The sequence below is a fragment of the Paenibacillus sp. V4I3 genome, from assembly GCF_030817215.1.
GTDB lineage: Bacteria > Bacillota > Bacilli > Paenibacillales > NBRC-103111 > Paenibacillus_E.
Genome location: NZ_JAUSZA010000001.1, coordinates 4,794,916 through 4,817,009, shown reverse-complemented (window position 1 = coordinate 4,817,009; position 22,094 = coordinate 4,794,916). Strand labels below are relative to the sequence as shown.

25 protein-coding genes and 1 pseudogene are annotated in these 22,094 nt (G+C 43.3%); 10 read left to right on the top strand and 16 right to left on the bottom strand.

The genetic code is table 11. From position 1 onward, the window contains the following. The first annotated feature begins 81 nt into the window (after positions 1-81). Entirely contained in the window at positions 82-1,173 is a 1,092-nt protein-coding gene (locus QFZ77_RS22135; RefSeq protein WP_307442721.1) for a GntR family transcriptional regulator, read from the top strand. A 343-nt stretch (positions 1,174-1,516) separates the two neighbouring features. Here the strand turns inward: QFZ77_RS22135 and QFZ77_RS37895 are convergent, their stop codons facing one another. The 6 genes and pseudogenes from QFZ77_RS37895 to QFZ77_RS22120 all read right to left on the bottom strand — a co-directional run bounded on the left by QFZ77_RS37895 (position 1,517) and on the right by QFZ77_RS22120 (position 4,769). Beyond that, positions 1,517-1,726, bottom strand: a complete 210-nt coding sequence (locus QFZ77_RS37895) for a DUF5071 domain-containing protein (RefSeq protein ID WP_373462636.1) — start codon at positions 1,724-1,726, stop codon at positions 1,517-1,519. A gap of 136 nt (positions 1,727-1,862) precedes the next feature. Then, positions 1,863-2,315, bottom strand: a pseudogene (locus tag QFZ77_RS22130) (histidine phosphatase family protein); the annotation flags it as partial. Between the two features lie 59 nt (positions 2,316-2,374). Beyond that, positions 2,375-2,569, bottom strand: coding sequence for a GrpB family protein (locus QFZ77_RS37890; protein WP_373462758.1), 195 nt, complete (start codon positions 2,567-2,569; stop codon positions 2,375-2,377). Between the two features lie 41 nt (positions 2,570-2,610). Beyond that, positions 2,611-2,772: a GrpB family protein gene (locus QFZ77_RS37885; RefSeq protein WP_373462635.1), complete on the bottom strand. Its 162-nt coding sequence runs from the start codon at positions 2,770-2,772 to the stop codon at positions 2,611-2,613. Between the two features lie 165 nt (positions 2,773-2,937). Continuing rightward, positions 2,938-3,270: a GNAT family N-acetyltransferase gene (locus QFZ77_RS22125; RefSeq protein WP_307442719.1), complete on the bottom strand. Its 333-nt coding sequence runs from the start codon at positions 3,268-3,270 to the stop codon at positions 2,938-2,940. Positions 3,271-3,437: 167 nt separating this feature from the next. After that, positions 3,438-4,769, bottom strand: a complete 1,332-nt coding sequence (locus QFZ77_RS22120) for an epoxide hydrolase family protein (RefSeq protein WP_307442718.1) — start codon at positions 4,767-4,769, stop codon at positions 3,438-3,440. 655 nt (positions 4,770-5,424) lie between these two features. On the opposite strand from QFZ77_RS22120, the gene QFZ77_RS37880 reads away from it, so the two are divergent. Together QFZ77_RS37880 and QFZ77_RS22115 are read left to right on the top strand one after the other, a co-directional pair. After that, the gene (locus QFZ77_RS37880) at positions 5,425-5,910 is read left to right on the top strand and encodes a CBO0543 family protein (protein WP_373462634.1); all 486 of its coding nucleotides are present in this window, start codon (positions 5,425-5,427) and stop codon (positions 5,908-5,910) included. Next, positions 5,907-6,095 carry a hypothetical protein gene (locus tag QFZ77_RS22115; protein WP_307442715.1) on the top strand — a complete coding sequence of 63 codons (189 nt, stop codon included), beginning with the start codon at positions 5,907-5,909 and terminating at the stop codon, positions 6,093-6,095. Before QFZ77_RS37880 ends, QFZ77_RS22115 begins: the two co-directional genes overlap by 4 nt. A 16-nt stretch (positions 6,096-6,111) precedes the next feature. Here the strand turns inward: QFZ77_RS22115 and QFZ77_RS22110 are convergent, their stop codons facing one another. The 3 genes from QFZ77_RS22110 to QFZ77_RS22100 all read right to left on the bottom strand — a co-directional run bounded on the left by QFZ77_RS22110 (position 6,112) and on the right by QFZ77_RS22100 (position 7,714). Next, on the bottom strand, positions 6,112-6,387 hold the full coding sequence (locus QFZ77_RS22110; protein ID WP_307442713.1) for a helix-turn-helix domain-containing protein: 276 nt from the start codon (positions 6,385-6,387) through the stop codon (positions 6,112-6,114). 21 nt (positions 6,388-6,408) lie between these two features. After that, the gene (locus QFZ77_RS22105; RefSeq protein WP_307442711.1) at positions 6,409-6,762 is read right to left on the bottom strand and encodes a helix-turn-helix transcriptional regulator; all 354 of its coding nucleotides are present in this window, start codon (positions 6,760-6,762) and stop codon (positions 6,409-6,411) included. A 592-nt stretch (positions 6,763-7,354) separates the two neighbouring features. Continuing rightward, positions 7,355-7,714, bottom strand: coding sequence for a hypothetical protein (locus QFZ77_RS22100; RefSeq protein WP_307442709.1), 360 nt, complete (start codon positions 7,712-7,714; stop codon positions 7,355-7,357). Positions 7,715-7,980: 266 nt separating this feature from the next. On the opposite strand from QFZ77_RS22100, the gene QFZ77_RS22095 reads away from it, so the two are divergent. Both QFZ77_RS22095 and QFZ77_RS22090 read left to right on the top strand, forming a co-directional pair. Further along, entirely contained in the window at positions 7,981-8,349 is a 369-nt protein-coding gene (locus QFZ77_RS22095) for a hypothetical protein (RefSeq protein WP_307442707.1), read from the top strand. A gap of 406 nt (positions 8,350-8,755) precedes the next feature. After that, positions 8,756-8,842 carry a hypothetical protein gene (locus QFZ77_RS22090; protein ID WP_307606923.1) on the top strand — a complete coding sequence of 29 codons (87 nt, stop codon included), beginning with the start codon at positions 8,756-8,758 and terminating at the stop codon, positions 8,840-8,842. A 260-nt stretch (positions 8,843-9,102) separates the two neighbouring features. On the opposite strand, the gene QFZ77_RS22085 is transcribed toward QFZ77_RS22090, so the two are convergent. Beyond that, on the bottom strand, positions 9,103-9,231 hold the full coding sequence (locus QFZ77_RS22085; RefSeq protein ID WP_307442706.1) for a hypothetical protein: 129 nt from the start codon (positions 9,229-9,231) through the stop codon (positions 9,103-9,105). A gap of 507 nt (positions 9,232-9,738) precedes the next feature. Between QFZ77_RS22085 and QFZ77_RS22080 the strand changes: the two genes are divergently transcribed. The 3 genes from QFZ77_RS22080 to QFZ77_RS22070 all read left to right on the top strand — a co-directional run bounded on the left by QFZ77_RS22080 (position 9,739) and on the right by QFZ77_RS22070 (position 12,458). Further along, a complete protein-coding gene (locus QFZ77_RS22080) occupies positions 9,739-11,106 on the top strand; it encodes a DUF7948 domain-containing protein (RefSeq protein ID WP_307442704.1) in 1,368 nt (455 codons plus the stop codon). A 202-nt stretch (positions 11,107-11,308) separates the two neighbouring features. Beyond that, positions 11,309-11,713, top strand: a complete 405-nt coding sequence (locus tag QFZ77_RS22075) for a hypothetical protein (protein ID WP_307442703.1) — start codon at positions 11,309-11,311, stop codon at positions 11,711-11,713. A 37-nt stretch (positions 11,714-11,750) separates the two neighbouring features. Continuing rightward, complete coding sequence (locus QFZ77_RS22070; protein ID WP_307442702.1) at positions 11,751-12,458, top strand: glycosyltransferase family 2 protein; 708 nt, start codon at positions 11,751-11,753, stop codon at positions 12,456-12,458. Between the two features lie 545 nt (positions 12,459-13,003). On the opposite strand, the gene QFZ77_RS22065 is transcribed toward QFZ77_RS22070, so the two are convergent. The 3 genes from QFZ77_RS22065 to QFZ77_RS22055 form a co-directional block, all read right to left on the bottom strand. Continuing rightward, positions 13,004-13,498, bottom strand: a complete 495-nt coding sequence (locus tag QFZ77_RS22065) for a DinB family protein (RefSeq protein ID WP_307442701.1) — start codon at positions 13,496-13,498, stop codon at positions 13,004-13,006. Positions 13,499-13,877: 379 nt separating this feature from the next. Further along, positions 13,878-14,438, bottom strand: coding sequence for a GNAT family N-acetyltransferase (locus tag QFZ77_RS22060; protein ID WP_307442700.1), 561 nt, complete (start codon positions 14,436-14,438; stop codon positions 13,878-13,880). A gap of 327 nt (positions 14,439-14,765) precedes the next feature. Continuing rightward, on the bottom strand, positions 14,766-15,533 hold the full coding sequence (locus QFZ77_RS22055; protein WP_307442699.1) for an SGNH/GDSL hydrolase family protein: 768 nt from the start codon (positions 15,531-15,533) through the stop codon (positions 14,766-14,768). 326 nt (positions 15,534-15,859) lie between these two features. Between QFZ77_RS22055 and QFZ77_RS22050 the strand changes: the two genes are divergently transcribed. Both QFZ77_RS22050 and QFZ77_RS22045 read left to right on the top strand, forming a co-directional pair. After that, complete coding sequence (locus tag QFZ77_RS22050) at positions 15,860-16,057, top strand: hypothetical protein (RefSeq protein WP_307442697.1); 198 nt, start codon at positions 15,860-15,862, stop codon at positions 16,055-16,057. A gap of 624 nt (positions 16,058-16,681) precedes the next feature. Beyond that, positions 16,682-20,272 (top strand): family 10 glycosylhydrolase, encoded by a 3,591-nt coding sequence (locus tag QFZ77_RS22045; RefSeq protein WP_307442695.1) that lies wholly within the window; start codon positions 16,682-16,684, stop codon positions 20,270-20,272. Between the two features lie 315 nt (positions 20,273-20,587). On the opposite strand, the gene QFZ77_RS22040 is transcribed toward QFZ77_RS22045, so the two are convergent. From QFZ77_RS22040 to QFZ77_RS22030, 3 genes are all read right to left on the bottom strand, one after another. Further along, positions 20,588-21,064, bottom strand: coding sequence for a DinB family protein (locus QFZ77_RS22040; RefSeq protein ID WP_307442693.1), 477 nt, complete (start codon positions 21,062-21,064; stop codon positions 20,588-20,590). Positions 21,065-21,352: 288 nt separating this feature from the next. Next, complete coding sequence (locus QFZ77_RS22035) at positions 21,353-21,520, bottom strand: hypothetical protein (protein ID WP_307442691.1); 168 nt, start codon at positions 21,518-21,520, stop codon at positions 21,353-21,355. Between the two features lie 134 nt (positions 21,521-21,654). Next, entirely contained in the window at positions 21,655-21,945 is a 291-nt protein-coding gene (locus QFZ77_RS22030; RefSeq protein WP_373462633.1) for a hypothetical protein, read from the bottom strand. Positions 21,946-22,094 lie beyond the last annotated feature (149 nt).

Here is a 22,094-nt window from a genome sequence, read left to right as displayed (position 1 = left end):
TCACTTCATTTGCATTTCATGCAATTTATGTTAGAATGTGTACGTACAACTTTTCGAACAACGATGAAAGAAGTGGATGGCATGAAGCCAAAGTACCAGATCATCATAGATGAGATTAAAAGTTATATCCTCTCGGGAACGTACAAAGCAGGCGAGAAAATCCCTTCGGAATTCGCTTTGCAGGAGGACTACAACGTTAGCCGGCAGACGGTTAGAAAGGCTATTTTGGGGTTATCGAACGAGGGTTTCCTAAGAAGCGAGAAAGGATCCGGCACGTACGTCAGCACCCAATACCGGTCCAGAACGGGTGGGAAAGCCATGAATAAAACGATTGGCGTCATCACGACCTATATCTCGGATTACATCTTTCCCTCCATTATCCGCGGCATTGAAAGCCGATTAAATGAAGATAACTATTCCTTGCTGTTAGCCAGTACAAATAACGATATCTCCCAGGAAAAAAAGGCGTTAGAAATGATGCTGTCCTACGGCGTGGATGGACTGATTATAGAACCTACCAGAAGCAATGTATACAACCCCAATATCGCTTACTACCTGTCTTTTAAGGAGCAGGAGGTTCCGTTCACGATGATCAATGCCTATTATGAAGAGTTGGAGGTTCCTTTCTTCTGTCTGGATGACGTGCAGTCCAGCTATCTAGCAACTCGGGAGCTGATTGCCAAAAGACATACCCAGATCGGCATCATCGCGAAAATGGATGATTTGCAAGGGAAGTTTAGAATGAAGGGATTTATCAAGGCTCTTGGGGAAGCCAAATTACGGTTCCAGCAAGAGCATGTGCTTTCTTTCGATACGGCGACGAAGTCGGACCTGTCCGCTAACTTGGAAGTGTATCTGAACGACAATCGGGATGACTTGACTGCGCTTGTGTGTTACAACGACGAGGTAGGCTTGGAAGTCGTACATGTCTGCAGAAAACTGGGTATCTCCATTCCAGACGAGCTATCCATCATTGGCCAGGACAATTCATATATCGCCAAAAACGCGAATATCAAACTAACGACGCTAACCCACCCCCAAGAACAAATGGGACGCGACGCAGCGGACTGGGTTATTAAGAATTTACAAGGCAAAAAAGACTTGCCCACCAACACCTACTACCAGCCCGTATTAATTGAGGGCGAAACCGTAAAAGCGATCGAAGTGGAATAGTCATGGACTGTGTTATTACTTATGGTACGGTTCACCTCGATTGATCTTCAACAAAACTGCCAGTTAGCGGAGTGAAGGGCTGCTACGCGACAGCCCTTCTGATGTTTAACTATCATTTCTCGTTAGCCAACCATGCCCCTCATCGGGCACCACGGAATAATGAAAATTCGCATATTGATCGGCTACTTTCAGGGTAGCGTAAGAAAATCATAGAAGGTTAGCTAGCTTTAAATTCCAGTTGAATACTCGGCTCAGGGCTTGCTTCAACTATCAGCCATTTTTTCTAAGTTCCCAAGTAACTTGCCGTCAATAAAGTCTGATTCATCTATATCCAGTTCATTTATCAATAAATTATTCCATTTGCCCAACAATCATCATGTTCATTTATTGCTGTAGTTGATGCATTTTCGATGTGCGGTATCAATATTTTTTTATCTATATCCCTTATGGTCGTAATTATCGGTCTTACTCCTGGCCACGTTATGTCTTGAAACCATTCCATTAAATAAGGTAATGCCGATTTATTGGCTGGATAACCAATATTTTCCAACACAATCGCGGCATTATCCCAGCATTTTTTACTACACAAATCATTTGATTGTTTAGCAAGAGGAATTACATCGTAACCCTTTAATTTTGATAATTCTTTTATTGCATTTCGTTGAACGTCTTCAAGGTTGTTCCAACTCCATCATCATTGTCATAACAGCTCCATGAGTTCCTAATACAACCTTCTGTCCTTTACATTCTTCTAGAATTTTTTTAAAAATTGTTATGGCACGATTTTGACAAATCGTAATAGATTCCCCTCAAGGCGACAAAAAGTCTGGGTCAGAAAACATCTTCTTTACTAATGGATACAATTCCTTATCAGGCATTATCTTATCGTCACTTAAAAAAGTGATTTCTTTAAGTTCCTCAAAAACCAATATTTTTTTGTCTAAAGACTGGGCTAATTCCTCTAGTGTTAATATTGCCCTTCTATATGGACTTGAGATGAACGTATCTATTCCTTCACCTTTCAATAGTTCAGCTACGATCCTGGCATCTGACCTACCCTTGTCAGTCAGCCCACGTGTTCTCTCGTTCCCTTCCATTTTAGGTGATTCACCGTGCCTGACCATGTAAATAAAGGTTTTCATACATTACCCCCGTAGAATACTCTTACTCTCAAATGACCACTCTCAACCATTCCGACGTGTTATTTCCAACCGGCACGTCTCAGTATTTCTTTCACAAATTCACTCTTAGCATTTGTGTATGCCGAACGCTCATTGCGAAATTGTTGTGCAAGTTTTAACTTCAAGTCACCGTAAATTTTCGAGTCTTCTGGATGAGCTCTTAAATAATCTCGAAATAGGATATGGCGTTTATATTCGGCGTTTCTTCCGTGCACACATACAAGTGATGCCAAGGTGTTTTTTCGGGGGGATGTACCTAAATCACCTTCATGGGCGCTAAACCAGGTACTGATGTACTTCCGACGTATTCTATCGTAACTACAAGGTCGGTTAATACCGGACGAACAAAGTCTCGTAACTCTTCATACAATTGAGCCCACTCGGGATCATATTGTATAACTGTTATATTTGAGCCCATATAACCATCTCCATCCCATGACATTTATTATATTCATTCGCATAGTTTTTTCATTTTCCTGCCGTGTTTCCACGCTATACTACCCGTTCGGAATAAGCCACCGAGCGAAGCCCGGCAGCCTATGCAATACAATATTATGGAGCTATCGTGCCCGTTAGTGGAGTCCTACAACTTTTTCTTCAACAAGAGCTCATCATCCTGATGATAGTTGCATTGTTCATAGGTTTTAAGCGCAGCATTGTTTCTTCTTCCTGTTAGTACTTTAACACTTTTCACTCCGCGTTTTTTTAGGTTTTCTTCCAAATAAAAAATTAATGAAGTAGCAATGCCCTTTCTTCGAGCAGCTTCCGCAACATACAATTCGGTAATCTCTCCTTGAAGTCCGTTATAACAGAATGATCGAAAGCTCTGAGCGCAACCAAAACCAACGACTTTGCCACCTATTTCTACTACAGCAATCAATTCAGCACTGTCATTTAGGCTCTCAATTATGTCCATTGGCAGCCACCACTTTATATTAAATGCTTTATGCATCACATCTAGGTGTGCACCTAGCGTTATCCGTCAGTTGAATACAAACAATGATCTAATTAAACATGACGTACAGTTTCTGAGCTGTTTCTACACCAATTATAACGGCATGAGCGTATTCCACCTAACTCCGATTAGCGTAGCGACTTGAATGCGGCGCGGAGTTCTGCAGTGAAAAGTTCTGGCTGCTCCCACGCCGCGAAGTGTCCGCCCTTGTCGAGCTTGTTGTAATACATGAGTTTGGGATACGCCCGCTCTGCCCAACTCTTCGGTGCTTGATAGAGCTCGTCGGGAAAGACGCTCACGGCAACCGGGATGGAGACGCCCTTGACGGTGAAAAAGGGGTACTTGTTCTCCCAGTAGAGACGAGCCGAAGAAATCGCCGTGTTAGTCAGCCAGTAGAGCGTGATGTTGTCGAGGACATCGTCTCGCGTAAGGCCTCCGGGGTGTCCGGCAAAGGCCTTCGAGATCAGCTCCAGACTACGCGCGTCATGGTCAATCATAAAGGCTGCCAAACCGACGGGCGAATCCGCCAGTCCGGTCAGCGTCTGCGGGCGCGTCCCCATCAATTGGGCGTAGCCGCTGTGCTTGTAAAAGAAGTCCATTTGCTTGTACGCGCGCTTTTCGTCATCTGAGAGACCGGAGGGCGGCGGGCTGTCGCACTTGAGCGCCTTATCAATATAGGCCGGAACCGTGCCAGGCATGTTGGAGTGAATGCCAACCAGTCCCGGAGGCGCCTGTACAGCCATCAAATCCGTGACAAGTGCACCCCAGTCGCCTCCCTGCGCCACATACTTTGTGTATCCAAGGCGCTTCATCAGCTCTGCCCAGGCACGTGCTATGTGGTCGGGATCCCAGCCGATCGTGGTTGGCTTGCCCGAAAATCCGTAGCCAGGCATCGATGGAATCACCAGATCGAAAGCGTCCGATGCCTTCCCGCCATATGCCGTGGGATTGGTAAGCGGCTCGATAATTTTCAGCAACTCGATGATCGAGCCGGGCCATCCGTGCGTGACGATGAGCGGCATAGCACCTTTATGCTTCGAACGAACGTGAATGAAGTGAATGTCCAGACCATCGATCTCGGTGATGAACTGCGGCAGGGCGTTCAGCTTCGCCTCGATCTTGCGCCAGTCGTAATCTGTCGCCCAATAGCGCGCGAGTTCCTGAATCGTCGCGAGCTGCACGCCTTGCGATTGATCCGAGACCGTTTCCTTATCAGGCCATTTTGTCGTGTTTATGCGCCTGCGCAATTCAGTAAGTTCCGCTTCCGGAACATTCACATGAAACGGACGAATGGCGTTCTTGTCTGTAGGTAGCTTTTTTATCTCCTTTTGATTAGTGTTGGAATTTTGGGGATTTGCTTGCGGATTCCCGCCTTTAGCATTGGCATTAGTACCGCAGACCGTCAATCCTAGGGACAGGACCAAAATCATTGCCAAACGAAACCAGTATCTGTTGCTCATAAGTAGTAACGCTCCATTCGGAAAGTTTTTATGGATACCCTTCCGTTAGATTCCATCCGAAGTGCAATTCTTATTCCATTTTTCGGAGTAAATGCTGAAACACCCAGCAGTCTAATACTTTATTTACCGAGTTTATCAAGAGATAATTTCAAAAAAAATAGAGGAGCTCCATCGATGTAAGCTCCTCTGCTATCGTTCTTTGTTAGCGTACTCCCCTACTTTTCTTCAGATATCCTAAGCTACCGTCACGATGATGGGTTGATTTCGTCAAGGTTGTTCCCTTGCTGCCTTCGGGTGATCTTGCGGACTTTCTCTTTGTACTTCTTCACTTTTGCGTCCGGCAAGACGAGGTGTCGATACCTAGTACAAGATGAGTGGTGGTAATTCGTTCAATACGTTGATTTTGTCCATCGTTTTGTTTAAACTTCATAGTAAGAGCACCTCCTTGATGGTATTGGGTTTCTAACCCGTGCACAAACCCATCATACCGAGGCGCTCTTTTTTGACAAAGTCCAAATCTTAGTCCATACAGAGGGAGGAATGTTTAGAGCTTAATAACCCCTTCGTGTACGTATTAAACATTCTCCTTCTTGGAAATATATAGTTCATGAATCATTTTTTCATTTAGGTGCGATTTTTGAAATGAGGTAGCCAAATGTATAATCAAATTATTCAATGGTCTGTTTTTGTTCTTTCTTTAATTAGTTTACTCATAATCTTAAAGAAATCACTTATCGGAGATTGTTTATACGTATATCTAATTACCGTATTTTTTAGCAGTTTTATTCCCGTAATTCTAATTGAACAGCATTATTACGAACATCCCGTCCGATTTCTCAGTCAATACTTCTCATCAGCGGTTTTGTTCGATTATCTTGCATTCCCAACGTTAAATGTTCTCTTCAACCTAACAACGAAACGTTCGAAACTTGTCGGGGTATTGGCACAGGCTGTTTTATATAGTGCTCTAATGACAACAGTGGAATTCATTTTAGAAAGGTATACCGAATTAATTAAATACTACAGTTGGACCTGGATGCACTCTTTTGTAACCTTAATTGCATTTTTTTTGTTCGTGAGACTGTTAATGTCCCTTATCCGAACAGCGGATGAAAGAGAAAGGAGCAGAGGAGTGGGTTGAATCAGCCAAACCCCTTTGGCGTGGAAGCTCATGTTACTGGAGAGTTTCAGCTTCCGCAAGATATTATACCGATAATAGACCGCGATTTTCGCGGTCTATTATCGGTAAAGATTTATGACTCTCGACAGACTTATATATTAGGTGGTGTTGTCGGAGGACAAGAACATGATTTAGCCGCGGTTTAAACGGCAGGATTTAGTACTAGATTTCCGTTATCCTATAGGCACAACGACTTCCGCCTGACAAGAGATACTCTACACGTTCGACAGAAACATGATCACCCAGTACCGATTGAAAGAGTTCAAGCTCGTTGCAACAAATACCGTTGCATACGCTGGCAGCCTCGATGATCGGACAATGCTTCTGTATAAATAAGTAACTTCCGTCTTCCTGCTCCTGTACTTCTGCGAAATACCCCTCGTTCATGCGCATCATGAACAGCTTTTGTAGCCTGGCCTTCAGATTCGTCGCATCCAATAATTGCTCTTGATATTGTTTCTACTGTGTAAGATTTTTGACCTCTAGTACTCTCTCAATCCCTTCTTCTCCGAATGACGCTCGGATCGATTGGAGCAAATCGACCGATAACTGCAAATATCCGTTAGGAAACCAACGATTCGCTACGGTCGTCAGCCTCCATATTTTAGCAGGTCTGCCCATTGGGCGGGCTTCTTCTTCATATTCAACGACCTGTTGATTCTGTAGTTCATATAAATGCTGACGCACTACCATCCCCGTCAATGACAACTTGGACGCTAATGTAATGGCATCCATAGGTCCGTGCTGTTTCAGCAACGTAACAATCGCTCTTCTGGTGGATGTTACGGATGCTTGGTCTTTCTTATTCATCATTTCACTGCCTCCAATGGCCGGCTGGGTCCGAGCAATAACCGGAAAACCTACGATCACCGTCGGATCAGTAGGCCTTGACGAAGAACTCATGAGTTCATTGATGCAAGGGAAAGAGACCCAGAACACCAGCATTGAGGGCTTGATCGAAAGGCTCGATCGTAACGAATTTGATCTGGTGGCAGTCGGATGCTCTTTGTTGTCAGACCCTGCATGGGCCATGAAAATCCGGAGTGGACGGTTTGAAGAACTGAAATCTTTCGCCATCGATGCGTTGAGGACCTTATATTGATGGTTGTTTTTCCAGTCGAATTTTTTGTACTAATGACTCCCTGCTATCAGACAAACATATATCCTTAAAATTAAAAAGCCACGCAGCAATTACTGACTGGAAAATGTACCCCTTTCTATTTCTGTGGAACGGCTGTAAAGGTAATGGCGAGTTTGCAGAACAAGCGTTCTCCAGTCTCGAAGTGTAGCGTGTTTTGACATCTCGCTTGATGTAACTTGCCGCTGAACTTATTCCCTCGAAGCTAAATTTTACAGGTTTACCTCCGACTTGCATTTCAACCTTATGCGGTTTGCCGTACAGAAGCTATGCCATTTCCGCCTCGGTGTAATCGGCCAGCTTTTTGTCGTTATCAAACAAACCTGACTGGGTACAAATGTTCCAATCCCAGCTGTCAACACCATTCTCTGGAAGCAAAATGGCGCCTTCCCTAAGTGATTTGGACTTGTCCAGAGATTTTTCCAAATCCACTCCGAGCTTGCGGCCGACGCCATTGCATTCCGGGCACATGCCTTGCTGGTCGTTAAAGGAAAAGGCGTTGGCATTACCGGCGTAAGGTTGACCTACACGTGAGTATAACAGCCGCAGTATAGGTGCAGTATCGGTAAACGTGCCTGTGGTCGAATGAGCGCCGCCACCCAAGTGTTTCTGGTCGACGTTAGCCAACAAGTTGATTTCAAAAGATTTATTAATCTCTGTTGTTTTAGAAGAGGATCATTTTTACCCCATTTTCCGTATTCAAGTTACGTTATCAAGTTGACTTCTCAGCATAGTTGTTTATATTTACATTCCAATCCGTGATTCTTGGCATATACTAATTTGACCAATAATCTTCATGTTAGAAATGAGGGATCACCATAATTAAACTGGACGATACCATTAAGCGAAAAATAAAAGGGAAGAAACACATTGGCTCTGGTGGAACGCGAATTGTGTACGATTTAGGAAACGGTTATGTTATAAAGATTGCCAAATCAAAAAACGGGATTAGTTGTAACCATATTGAAGTAAATATTTATAATTCCTTATTGAAACCAATTAAAAAATATTTAGCTAAGATTAAAGAGTACCATAAAGAATATCACTGGATTGCCATGAAAAAATATGATCGTAAATTTCCAGTTTCTTCAAATTACAAGCTAAAACTTAAGAAATTGGTAAAAACGTTTCGGGCAAATGGAATTATTCCTTCAAAGGGGATACGTCACTATTATAAACCACATGCACCGAACATTCGGTTAAAGCGGGGTGGCCAGATCGTGATCATTGATTATGGAGGTTTTAAATATGACCGTAAATAAAAAAATATCATCGGGTCTGGATCGAAACGAATTGCGAAGTAATCGATTATAGGAATGGATATTGATGGGTCAAATGGATAACATATCAAAACAATCCTTCATCTCAAAAAATATCTTCGGAAATTAGATAAACTAAGGGATTTTTTTGGCAAAATGACATTATTCCATATGAAATTAAAAGTAAGAATACAAATAAACCCAATTATAACACCGATCAAATTCCTTCATCGCTTAAACAATCTTCTTTTCATTACCAAGTAAGAATTCCAGTGTTAATCCCATTAACGTCATCCCTACTTCTCAAATAATTTGGCACACATGATACGATTCCTGGGATTGCCCGACGTACCGCTGAACAAATATTAGCCGAAATTGGGCAGCCTACCTTTGCTCATGGATCGGTCTTGTGCCATGCCACAACGAAAGTGCTGGTAAACGAAAACCCTCGAAAACTCGCAAAGAAAACAAATATCTCCGATCGACACTTTTTTAAACTTCACAATCCGTATGCAGATCTGACAATTATCTCGGAGCCCTATACAGGCGAATCGCAGCACGTAAAGATGGTCGTAAAGCGGCTGTTGTTGTTGCACACACCAAAAAACGAAAGCAAGGTGTCATCGTCAAACAATTCATTCGTAAGTTTGAGAACCTTGGTTTTACAGTAACAATCGCTGCTCCCGACGCCTCATAATAACTCGCTCATATTAAAACACGAGACGCAGCCTTATGAAAAAAACGTCATAGCTGCGCCTAGTTTCGTATTGCCATTTTCTTGTCCCCGACCTTGATGTCAGAGACGTTCGAACGTGTTTCCTTCATCCACACTTGAGTAAATCGAAGCAACCGATACTTTACCCCATCCACTTCAATGATCCACATCTCGTTTACGCCTTCACCGGCTTTCTCTATATCTGTGACTCTCCCACTCGCATCGCCTTTTCCAGAATCAATAGCAGTAATCTCAGCGCCTTCCCTTTATACTCAATATCAGCATTATCCCGCATTTCGTACCAGACAGCATCTGGCATTTTCTTATCTAGATTTAGGAATTTGTCGGGCGAAACGACTAGAAACCTTCCATCGTTGTCGATAGCGTTGATTTTTCTACTAACCCTAGCATTACAGCCTCACTGTAATTCATATATATACCCCCTTCTCCTATTTTTATAGGACGTATAATAACAAGTATGTTGCCTCTACCAGGGTATAAAACAACCGGATTTGGTACAAAGGTTACATGCCTATTTATTTATATCTAGGGTGCATACCCAATCAAGCATTTATGGACATACGTATCTATGTATCAGTGTAAATGAACTCATGGCATGAGTTAGAAAGGGGAAACAAGATCCCATGCAGCCTGAGGAAGAGACGAAACAGAGAATATTGGAGACTTATGGGCTTCCTATAGTGTTTGTTCCCAATGGTGGACAGTTCAATGATGCGGTTCGGTTCTATGCGGAAGGCAAAGAATTTTGTTATACCTTTAGTCAGGAACAAGTAGGGATGACCTTCTTTGAGTTTGATCCTAAACTATCGTTTTTTCATAAACCGAGTCTGGCTCTGCGTTTTTTGAATGCCCGTTCTGACGTGACCCCTGAAGGAACATCACCGGAAACAGGACGCGGTAGCGATCCTAATGAACATTATTCGAATCTCCCCATCTATCGGGAAGTCGTCTACCGGCAGATGTGGCCTGGCATTGATGTGGTATTTCAAGGACACGAAGGGAATATGAAATATGATGTGATGCTGCAGCCGGGTGCCCGGATGGAGGATATTCGGTTCATCTGTGAGGGGGCAGACGAGATCCGGATCGATGATTCCGGTAATTTATTGATCGTTACCCCCTTCGGGACGTTCATGGACCTCAAACCAGTGGATTATCAGAAAAAGGATCACATCCAAAACCCAGTCGAATACCGGTTTGTAATTAGAGCCGAAGCGGATGGAAGCCAAAGCGTTGGATTTGAGATGACCGAAGGTTATCATACAGGTTATTCTTTGGTCGGTAACGCATACGTGACTGAAGACACTAATTCCGCCAATTTCCCCACCGCGCCCGGCGCCTTTGCCATACGAATTACCTGCCCCGTAATGCAAGGACCAACGGGACTTCTAGGGGAATCCGGACCTGTCAGTTTACCAGATCCTCAAATAACCCTAGGACTGGAAGGCTACCCCGAGCCTCCTGAAACGCAAGGATTACAATGTGAGCCTGGACCTTTCGGGCCGCCGGGTTCTCGAAAAAACAATAAACGAAAACGAATAAGTAAAACGAATAGAATAACATGCAACCAATCACTGAGAGCAGATCTTGTATCATTAGACAAAAATATCAAAAAAATGATACAAGGTAAAAACATTATCGGTTTGGGTTCAAGACGAGTTGTATATGATCTGGGTAATGGTTACGTTCTAAAGGTAGCCAAGTCTAAATATGGGATAAAAAGTAACAAGAAAGAAGTAACAATATGCATGACATCCCCAACCGATATAAAAAAACATCTTGGCCACATCCTAAAGCACGATGATAGATATAATTGGATAATAATGAAAAATTATAAAACAAATTTCCGGAGAAATAAGGAAAACATGAAAAAATTTTTTAATATGAAAGGGAAATTTAGGAGAAATCGAATAATTCCTTATGAGATTTCAGGTCGTGATGGACCCAATTATCAAAACTTGCGTCTTAATTCTGACGGGGAGATCGTTGTGATTGACTATGGAAATTTTAAATATCAATATTAATTGTGCGTTTTGTTCAACTAGCGGGAGTGATTGTTGAAATATTCAGTAATACCAGTCGATGTCACCACACCCATCCGCAGTGCTTACAAAATTTTTCCTTGGCCACCACTCACCGAAGCCTAATTATGGTATATTTTGTAACTTATTATCAATGTTGAATAGAATAACACGACACCTTTTGACGAGAGGGGATCATTGTTACATGAAAAAGAAGATTAAAAAAATGAAAGTTATCGGGGTAGGTAAGTGGCGAATAGTATATGATTTGGGTAATCGCCGTGTAATAAAAGTGGCTAAATCTAAAAATGGGAGATTAAGCAACAAGAAAGAAATAATTGTATATAAATCAGCTCCATCTAGGATCAAAAAACACCTGGGAAAAATCACAACTTATGGCTATGGATATCGCATTTTAGTAATGAAAAAGTACAGTCGGATGTTTCCCAGATCAAAAAAATATAAACGAAAACTATTCTCTTTGAGAAGGACATTCATGAGGAATGGAATCATTCCTCATGATCTTAATTCTAATAACCTACGTTTAAAAAGTAATGGACGAATCGTTTTTATTGATTATGGGAATTTTGAAAACCGCCGCAAAAAGTGAAATGCACTCGTATTTTTAAATTCTGGGAGGAGATATCGTGAGCCAAAGAAAGCGGGGAATATCGATCATTACGTGTACGAATAGGCCAAGTTTTATTGGTAATGTCTTGGCAAATTATAAAAGACAGCGTTACCCGATAAAAGAATTAATTATCGTATTAAATAAAAACGGCATGAAATTATCCAAGTACCGCAAAAAAACAAAAGACCATAAAAATGTTTCCGTTTACAAGAGGCGGGAAAAAGTCTCTTTGGGTGAGTGTCTGAATTACGCAATAAAACAGACGAAGCACCCCTATATTGCAAAATTCGATGATGATGACTACTACTCCAAATATTATTTGACAGAGCAGATAAAGGCGATGCGTCGTTCGAAAGCACATGTTGTGGGAAAAAGAGCTTATCTGGCTTTTATCAAAAGGAAAAATCTGCTCATCCTCCACTCACCCAAAAAACAACATAAATACGTGAAATGGGTGACCGGTGGAACCATTTTTTTTAAAAGGCGTGTTTTTAATAAAGTCCGATTTCCAAAAGTTTCACTAAATGAAGATGTGATCTTTGCAAAGAGATGCAGGATTAATCACTTTAAAGTATACTCCTCAAGTCCTTACAATTATGTAATGATCCGCAGAAAAAACAAAAAAGGCCACACATGGAAAGCCAGTGACGACCATCTTCTATCAAGAAGCCAGATAGTTGCAAAAACCAGGGATTTCCGAAAAATGATCACCCGAGCAAAATAAGATATTTCAAATCAATCTAACACATATGCACCAAATTCCCCACTTTCCATGACGACGTCGAACGTATCTCCTAATTCTTTAAAGAAACCAATACCCCTTTATTTCGGCGCTCCACCCTTTTTAAAAATGAATGAGCTGCATCTTCTTTACTATTTCCACTACACAATTCTGCCCGTTCGTATTATGAGGTCACCAGATCTTTCTGGTCGACCTCTTTTTTGTAAGGTCGTAAGATAGCGGTAGCCGGGGATCGCAGTGATTTCCTAGGCGTAAACGCCATAGTAAGACGAATAAATGAGGGTTTTCGCATCCATCCAATGGATGGGCTATTGCTCAGGCTCTATCGTGGAATAAAAACATCCTCGATGACAACAGGTCCCTTCCCTTTTTGCTCCAAAATAAAAGCGTAGCTTGTTCCGTCAGACTTCTGCTCCCCACCGAGCTTTCCCCCTCTGGGATGAGCAATCGAGGCGCATATTCCTGAGCCTGTTCACCGTTAGCTGAACAAACTCTTTAATCCACGCCTTTATATGATTTACTTCTCGTTACAATCGATATTTCTGTACTTGCTTTTTCAATAGCATCATCTGCCCAATATGGTATGCGTTATGGATACACAAATTTGATATCACACCCCACCACTGAGCATTGAAGTAGGACGGTATTCTTTTTTCCAGTTTAGAATCGTCACAGTTCGTAATAACTTCTCGCCATTGTACAAACCCATTACTTAACCTCCGAATGGTCTCATTCCAACTTGCTTCATTCTGCTTCAAGTGTTCCAATTCAAAAGTTTCATCGTTCGTTATATTACTTTTTTCAAATAAATCATCGTTAATAAACCGATTTAGCCACTTTTCATTCCAGAAAATGAGATGGTTCGCAATCTCACAGATGGAGTGAGGATAGTCATCTGCTTTCCAGACTGCATCATTTACAGATACATCATTTAAAATCGTTTTAGATGGTTTAAACCAACTTTCATCATCATGACAAGCGGCTAATTGATCAAGTAATACTTCCTTCACATTAATCAGCATTACCACCTCCAAAGTTATAACATTAGGGATCCAAGAATTGGAGAGAAATGAAGTAGCAAGAACGTTTTTTGAAAAGCTGACTGAGTCTAATAAGAAAACTCTTTTATTGAATGGATTGAAGTAGCCCAGAAACAAGTGACAAGATTAAGACGAATGAAGTTTTTTTGGAATTATAATTGACGAATCTGTAACATTTTTGAAAGAGTTCTATCTGAATAATTAAAAATTGAACTATTGTATTCCTTTTTGATTTTTATGGAGTTAATCTGCCTGTTAGAACTAAAGGCTGCACGCGGCAGCCTTTAGTTTGTTCAACAATAGTTTTCCGGTAGTTGAATCCATATATCGCATAATAATTTTGTGTAATCGTTTATAAATGTCATTTTATCTTTGCAAATATGTATGTATCCCTTAATTCAATTCCATCAACTGAGAGGTCTTCGTTCTTAATAATACCTTCGAGGTTAAACTTCAACCGTTCAGGTATCGCCTTGCTTTTCGTATTTTTAGTATCACAGCGTATTTCCAATCTCCGAGCATTCAAATGATAAAATGCAAAATCACAGATACCCTGAACTGCTTCATTCATATACCCTTTTCCGCTATAACGTGTATCAATCCAATAGCCTATTTCAAATTTGCGTACATCCCAGTCAATGTTATGTAAGCTGGAAGAAGCTATAAACTGCCCAGAATCCTTCAGAAATACAAGTAGTCTTAGGTTCTCTCGGCGTAAAAACCTAATGTATGCCTCTCTTATCCCAACTTCTGAATCATATTCGGAATGCTGAGCCTGCGCCCACTTCATCCAAGGCTTTAACTCTTCAATTGAAGCATTGACAGCCTCACTTACAACCTTACCATCCCCTGGTTTTGGCATTCTAATCATTAGTCGTTCTGTATAAAACTCGTCTGGAAAATCAATCATAATCGGATTCATATCATAGCCTCTTTTTTACTTCTATCATACAAAATAATCCAATTTATTAAAACCAAAAGGTTGAGTTACATACTGCCCTTACTCCTTCATTAAATTGTCCAATGTAAAAAGGGCCATTTCCGTTATGTACTGCATATACTCGCTGTCCAATATGATCACCTCAATAGAAATAGACAAATTCGCATTCGGTTAGGTTCCATTTTTTCCGCAGGGATGATGAAAAATATTCTCTCTGTTCTAGCTACCCCATCCCTCTCCTCTGAGACGGAAAAAAGACCTTTTCTCCTAAGTAATAACACATCAGAATAAATATCGATGTTTTTCTCTTCAATATTTTAAAGCCTCTGAATTCGGCTTGACCAGCTGGCCGGATATTTTCTGAGCGACCGCATCGGCGATCGCTCGGTAGCCTGCTTCATTTGGATGGATTGTATCCTGCATGAACGGATGCTCCGGCCGAACCTGACGTCCAAACACGAGGCTGGGGACATCGAGAATATCGACACGCGGATCATAGTCCCGGAAGCTATGGTACACGTCCCAAAGCTGATCGGAGTAAAGCTGCGCGTTCTCAATATCTAGATGAATATAGCTCCAGCGATTCACTGACAGGAATGGATTCGGTATGCGTAGCAGCACCCCACCGTGAGTTTCCTTCAAGAGCCTGTCCACGACGAGCTTCAGATCGGCTTTAATCTGCGTAGGGCTGCTTTCCCGAATGTCGTTGATCCCATATGACACGACATACAAGTCTGCCTGGTCTTGAATCACATTGTCGAGTGTATTGTCGTGGGTAGCGATTTGGTTAACAAAATGATGCAGCGTATTGCCGCTGGAGCCGCGGTTGCGGATTCGTGCCCCTTCCAGAACGCCTCCGGGAGCCCCATAGATCTCGGCCAGCTGTTCATATAGTCCCTGAGCCGCTTCTGTCGTACTATCGCCGACGAAGTTGATGAGCTTACCTGATTTGGAGCTCTGATAGAACGTTTGAATCGATTCGTCCGTCTTCCCGGAGGACGAAACAGGTAGCGGAAGCGAGAAGATCAAGGAGAACGCCAAACCGAGCTTCCACGAGTTCATTCTGCTATGCATCATCCTGATCATTCCTTTCTAGGCAAAAGTTGAAATGTCATTATACTACTTATGCAAATCTGTTTCCTCACTCACTAAGGTTCCCTGCGTAAGTCACTTCATACACTTCCGGTGTCCTCGTGTCGGGCCTTCACAAGGCTTCACCACCAGTAGACCGAACAGCTCTCACAGCAAAAACTATTGTGCGCTCGCAAAAAAAAAGACAGCTCCAAAGGTATGCAAGGGTAATTGTTTAAAAACCGTAATAAAACGTTATTTATTATTCATCTGGCATTAATCAGCGAGGGTTATAATGGGGACCCAGACCACTAATGAGAAGGAGTGAGTTTATGATAAACGCTGTAAATACAACGGTTGAGGACTATCTACTTGGTACTGAGAGTGAAGAGGTCATCTGGATCAAGGATAGAGCTTTCGTAGTTAGGCCAGCTACAAACGAAGATATTGAGCGAATTGGAAAAGGGTATTTTATTTTGGATTATCCAACAACATTCGAGGAAGATATGAAAGTGGCCAAGGATAAGTAATTTACCTTTCAAAAAAAGATACATACAAGTTCAAAGGAAGTCCAATATAGCCATTAAAAATAAGCGATTGAATACAATGTTAGACATTTTATTGGCAAAATAAGAATGGATAGAGTTTTCAGAATACATCTGAATCCCTATCCATTCTTTTGTTCATTTACAATTACATTTTGACTTGTCAAAAAACACTATTAATTGCTATCGTTCTGTGTTAGTTGAATAGATATCCCCGAACGGATTGATAAGGGCCAGAACCTGATGATCCTCCAGCACCCCGTTGATCTTGACGTTGCTTCACTCACGAAATCGAAGGATTTGTAGATTTTCATACCTAATACTGAACTACACTATTTTCAATGTCAAAATTGCATTTAAAAGATCAAAGATCGTTATTTCCGCCACCCCATGCAACACTTCAACAAAGTCGGATTAAACTCATCGAGAAAAACCTTTGTTAAATAAAATTAAATTTCATGTATATTATTGAATGTTGAAATATTATTTTGTATGCTAAAAGCAGCCGAAATTTTTTATAACATTTGCCAAGAGAAAAGAAGAAAGGAGGACAACCGTTTATTCGGCTTTCATGTAAGCGAATACATAACGAGAAGGAAGTGAATCCCATTGAAGAAATCTGTTCAAAGTCGCACAGCATTAATCCCTTTTACCATGGTCTTATTATTGTTCTTGAGCACAATCATATTCGGTGTACCCGTTGCTAGCGCGGACACGGAGGCTGCTTTGAGCACAGATGTGCAGGCGTTAGCCGGCATTCAGGCTGCCGCCGGTGTGGAAGGCTTTGAGCAAACGGCTAATCTCTTCTCGTCCTCGGCGAGGGCGACTGCAAGCATCGGACTTATCGGACGACCTGAAACGATTTATTACGGCTATCATGTTATTAAATTGTCCTACGATTTTACCGGTACGACCGGAACGTCGGCGGCTTACGTCAACTTCAAGGATCCGGACGGTACAACGGGCAGAACGCTGCAGGGACTTCCGAAGAGACTCGGCCTCTGGGTGTACGGCGATGGCAACAACCATTGGCTGCGCGCTCAAGTCAAAGATTCGGCGGGAACTGTCTCAGCGCTTGACTTCACCTCCAGCAACGGGCTGAACTGGACCGGATGGAAGTACATCACTGTATCCGTTCCGAGCTCGCTGAGAGCTCCGATCAAGCTTAATCAAATCTATGTCGCGGAGACAAAAGACAACAACAAAAACAAAGGTGCGCTCTATTTTGACCAGTTGACGGCGTTTTACACGGATTCGACTGTTTACGGGCTCGATTTAGTGGATCTGCCTCTGCTTCAGGTTGGGGAATCGAAGAAGGCGCAAGTATTCGCGACTTACCAGAACGCAGCGGAGCCGGTCCCCGTTACAAGCGGGCTATCTTTCCGCAGTAGCAACGAGCAGGTCGTAACCGTCGACGCAAACGGCACAGTCCGGGCGCTGCAGTCAGGCACAGCGACAATCTATGCCTCCTATGGGACGGCTCCTGAAGCATCTTACGTGCTGACCGTCTCAACGAGCGCAGCCGTGCCTTCTAGAATAGAGCAATCTTCCTTGGAGAAGCTGGAATCGGGCTCTACGAATAAAATTCGCCTGTACGCAGTGTACACGGATATGACCGAACCCGTTACCGTACTGAGCGGAGCAACATTTGAAAGCAGTGCTCCTGATATTGCAACCGTCGATGCCGATGGCTTAGTGAAAGCCGTAAAACCTGGAACGACAACGATCACAATGTCCTATAAAGGCGTCTCAACAGCTTATACGCTGAATGTAAACGCCCCTGTACCGATATTGCAGAGCATCAAGCTGACTGAGCTCCATACGATGACGGTTGGCGATACCTTGCAGGCGAAAGTGCTTGGCACCTACACATGGCTTACGGAGCAAGTCGAGCTGACTAGCGGCGTTACGTATACGAGCAGCAACCCGGCAGTCGCTGCGGTGGGTGTAAGCGGTGTTGTTACGGCGCTGAAATTCGGCACCTCCCGGATTACTGCGACGTATGGCGGGAAAACGAGTGATTTCTACTTGACGGTGAACAAAGTGGCCACCATTCCGAAGTCCGAGCTCAGAGCAGCGTGGATCGCTACAGTCGACAATATAGACTGGCCGAACAAAAGCGTAACGGACCAGGAGCAACAAAAGCGCGATTTCACAAAGCTTCTGGAGCAGCTGCAAACTACAGGGATCAACGCTGTCATCGTGCAGGTAAAGCCGACTGCGGATTCCTTTTACCCTTCCCAATTCGGTCCTTGGTCGGAATGGCTGACGGGCGTGCAGGGCAAGGATCCCGGCTATAACCCGCTTGCGTTCATGATGGAGGAAGTGCATAAGCGAAATATGGAGTTCCACGCTTGGTTCAACCCGTACCGGATCAGCCTGCAGGATCGTCTCGACAAACTGGTGCCGGATCACCCTGCACGCCAGCATCCGGACTGGGTCGTTTCGTATGGCGGGAAGTTGTATTTCAACCCGGGAATTCCGGAAGCGAAGCAATTCATCATGGACGGCATTATGGAAGTCGTGAAAAATTATGATATCGACGCGGTTCATTTTGACGATTATTTCTATCCGTACCCGGTCAGCGGTGTCGACTTCCCCGACCAGGATGCTTTTCAGAAATACGGCACGGGCTTTGCAAGCAAAGCGGACTGGAGACGTAACAACGTCAATTCGTTCGTACAGGAGATAGGCACCAGAATCAAGCAGGAGAAAAGCTACGTCAAATTCGGTATCAGTCCGTTCGGCATCTGGAAAAATAAAGGGGAAGATCCGGCAGGCTCCGATACGAACGGTCTCAGCAGCTACGACGCCATCTATGCGGACTCGAAAAAATGGGTTGACCAGCAGTGGATCGATTACATCGCACCGCAAATCTATTGGTACATGGGCTATTCGCCGGCCGCCTACGACAAGCTGATCGAATGGTGGAACGGCGCGGTTGCCGGCAAAAACGTTCACCTCTATAGCGGCCAGGCCACCTATCGCATCGGCTCAAATGATCCAGGTTGGCTGAACCCGAACGAAATGCGGGACCAAGTAAGCTATAATCGCAATTTCGGTAACGTCAAAGGAAGCATCTTCTTCAGTGCCAAATGGCTGCCGGCGAATCCGCTGGGCTTTACGGACCGGTTAAAAACCGATCTCTACCGCTACCCTACCCTTGTCCCTGCGATGCCTTGGCTCGACGATCAAGCCCCGAACGCCCCTGTTCTCGCTTCCGCCTTCCGCAAACCATCCGGTGTGGAGCTGACTTGGGCGAATGGTCTATCAGACGCAGCCTACTATGTCGTTTACCGTTTCGAGGGCAATACGGCAGGAAGCTTGCAGGATGCGTCGAAGATCGTCGCTACCGTCCGCAAGCAGGAGGGCGCGAAGGGATCGTTCATCGACCGGACTGCCGTTGACGGCTCGCGGTATACTTATCTCATTACCGCTGTGGACCGCCTCCACAACGAAAGTGCGGCCAGCAACGCGATTGCGATAACGAACGTACTTGATGTGACAGCACCTGTGACGACGGCAACCGTTGAAGGAACGATGCATAACGGCTGGTACGTTTCGGAGGCGACCGTGAAGCTTACGGCGACAGACGACCTGACCGGCGTCAGTTCCACGCAATACAGCACCGACAACGGCGTAAGCTGGCAGCCGTACGGCGGGCTTGTTACCGTTGAGGCCGACGGAGTGACCCCCCTTCTTTACCGGTCCGAGGATGCCGCCGGCAACGTGGAAATAGCGAAAAGCATGGAAATTCGCATCGACCGTTCAGCCCCAGTGATTCAAATGGGCGGCGGGACCACTTTCTCCGTAGACCAAACCGTTCAAATAAAATGTACCGCTTCCGATACGGTTTCGGGCCTCGTCTATAATCCGTGCACCGCGAACCTTGTGCATGCTCCGGCCTATGAGCTGGGTCTTGGCTCGCATGTCGTGACCATCGACGTTCAGGATGCCGCCGGCAACGCAGCATCTGCATCGTTTACATACACGGTGCAGACGACAATTAGTTCCGTTGCGAACGTAACCCGTACATTTGTGACAGGACCGGGTGCAGTCGGGGTTACGAACTCGCTTGTGAAAAAGCTTGAGCACGGTAATTACGATGCTTTTATCAATGAAGTGCAGGCACAAACCGGCAAAAGGCTGACGATGCAACAGGCTGACGTCTTGATCCGTTTGGCGGCGTCTCTGCAATAAATCGTAATCTAGTTAAAAACTCCCTTGTTCCGTCCGGAACAAGGGAGTTTAATATTCGAGGTTGTATCTTTACAAATGAATCTTCGAAAGAAAAAATATTTAACTAGATCATAACCTTTCTTTAATTACCTGTCATACACAACCTCACCCAAATCGTGATATTAAATAATATTTTTTGAAAAAAATGTACTTCATCTATAATTTAACACAAAATTTCCGTTTATTTGGTAATTATATTTAACTATCCTGCCCGATACTTCAATGAACATCAAAAAGGAGCTGCCCTCGCGGACAGCTCCCGAAGTCTACTCGTTTCTATGAAATGGATAGCCCTCGGCCGATCAAATTGGCAGAAACGGGCCTTTTGCCGATTTCACGCGCCCAAACTGACAGTTGCCCGATATGGTGTATTTCATGGGCGATTACATGACGCATGACTTCCCCCCATGCATAAGATGCGCTGCTACCATCTGGCCTTATGTCAGTAAAGATCTTTTTTTCCAATTTCTCCTCCCAGTTCCGTACAAATGGTCTTACCTCCTCTTGGAATTCAGCATCTAGCTTGCGGACCATCTCCAGTCTATTGTAAACTTCAAAGTTTTCTTGGAAATCTTGCTTCCCTTGCAAAGATCGAATCCAGCTCCACTCTACGTCAATGATATGGAAAAGTGTACGCAAAATTCCCCCTGCCCCTCCGATTCTATCCCGAAGTAAGTCCTCTGGTGAAATATCTTCACACCACCGATACCAATCTTCCCTGACTTGCCAATTGTAATGGAACATGGTTTGCAATACATTCACTCCATTCTTATAAAGGAATTTATCTAAATTCCAATTAAGTATATGATAAGCATATACTCGATGACTATAGAGAAAATGGTTTTAAGTAACACTGAGCAAGAATAAATAAAAGCCTAGCCTTCGGGGAGAAGTCTAGGCTTTACATTTATGTTTTGGATTTTTCTTAGGGAAAATTGAAATAACGTTTATCGTTAGTTTAACTAAGGATGCTGTTGGATCTCCTAGCAGCCAATCAACAATAAAGCCCTGAGGTTCATTTGGCCGAGATATCAATAGTCTTTATTGAATTGTCTCATCTTCTTGCTCATCGTATTTGTTAATATGAGCTGTGATGGCTTCTACCGCTTCATTCACATCAGTTGTGGCAGCAACCTCTTTTACTTCATCCTCAGTTTTGTCCAGAAAGTTTGCTTGATCGGCTTTGATTGCATCTAAGCTGTTACTCATAAAATCCCTCCATTATTAAGGTATGGTTGATTCTTCAAATCCAATATAGTTTTTGCTTTTGGACCTGAAATTATACCAAGATATGGACGTCAAAATCAGTGATTCATACTCTAATAAAAGCATTTCTACGAGATTCATTTACATAGTTCTAGCAATCGACGAGCTTTAATAAAAAATATTAAAGGATGCCAATGAATCATTCTTTTTGTTTTCGATTTTTCAACTGCCATCATTGGAAATTCTTCATCGTAGTCTAAACGTAATGGTGTTATGAACTCAAGTGAGTTTCCATCTGGATCATCAAAATAAATCACCGCATGTGCTTGTGGGTTATTTGGTAGTACAAGAGGTTGTTTTTCAGGGGGATTACAACAAACAAATATTACTACGCTAACCGACATCTTTTGGATGTTGAATGTAGGCAATTTATCAACTAACCTGTCATTTAGTTGAATTGTAACAAAGAGACCCACAGCAATGGGCTGAGGTCTGAGTTTATATATTTAAATGCGGGGCGAGTTTTATTATAGACTTGATTCTACAGAGGGGGCACGCCTTGTTATCTCCTATTTTG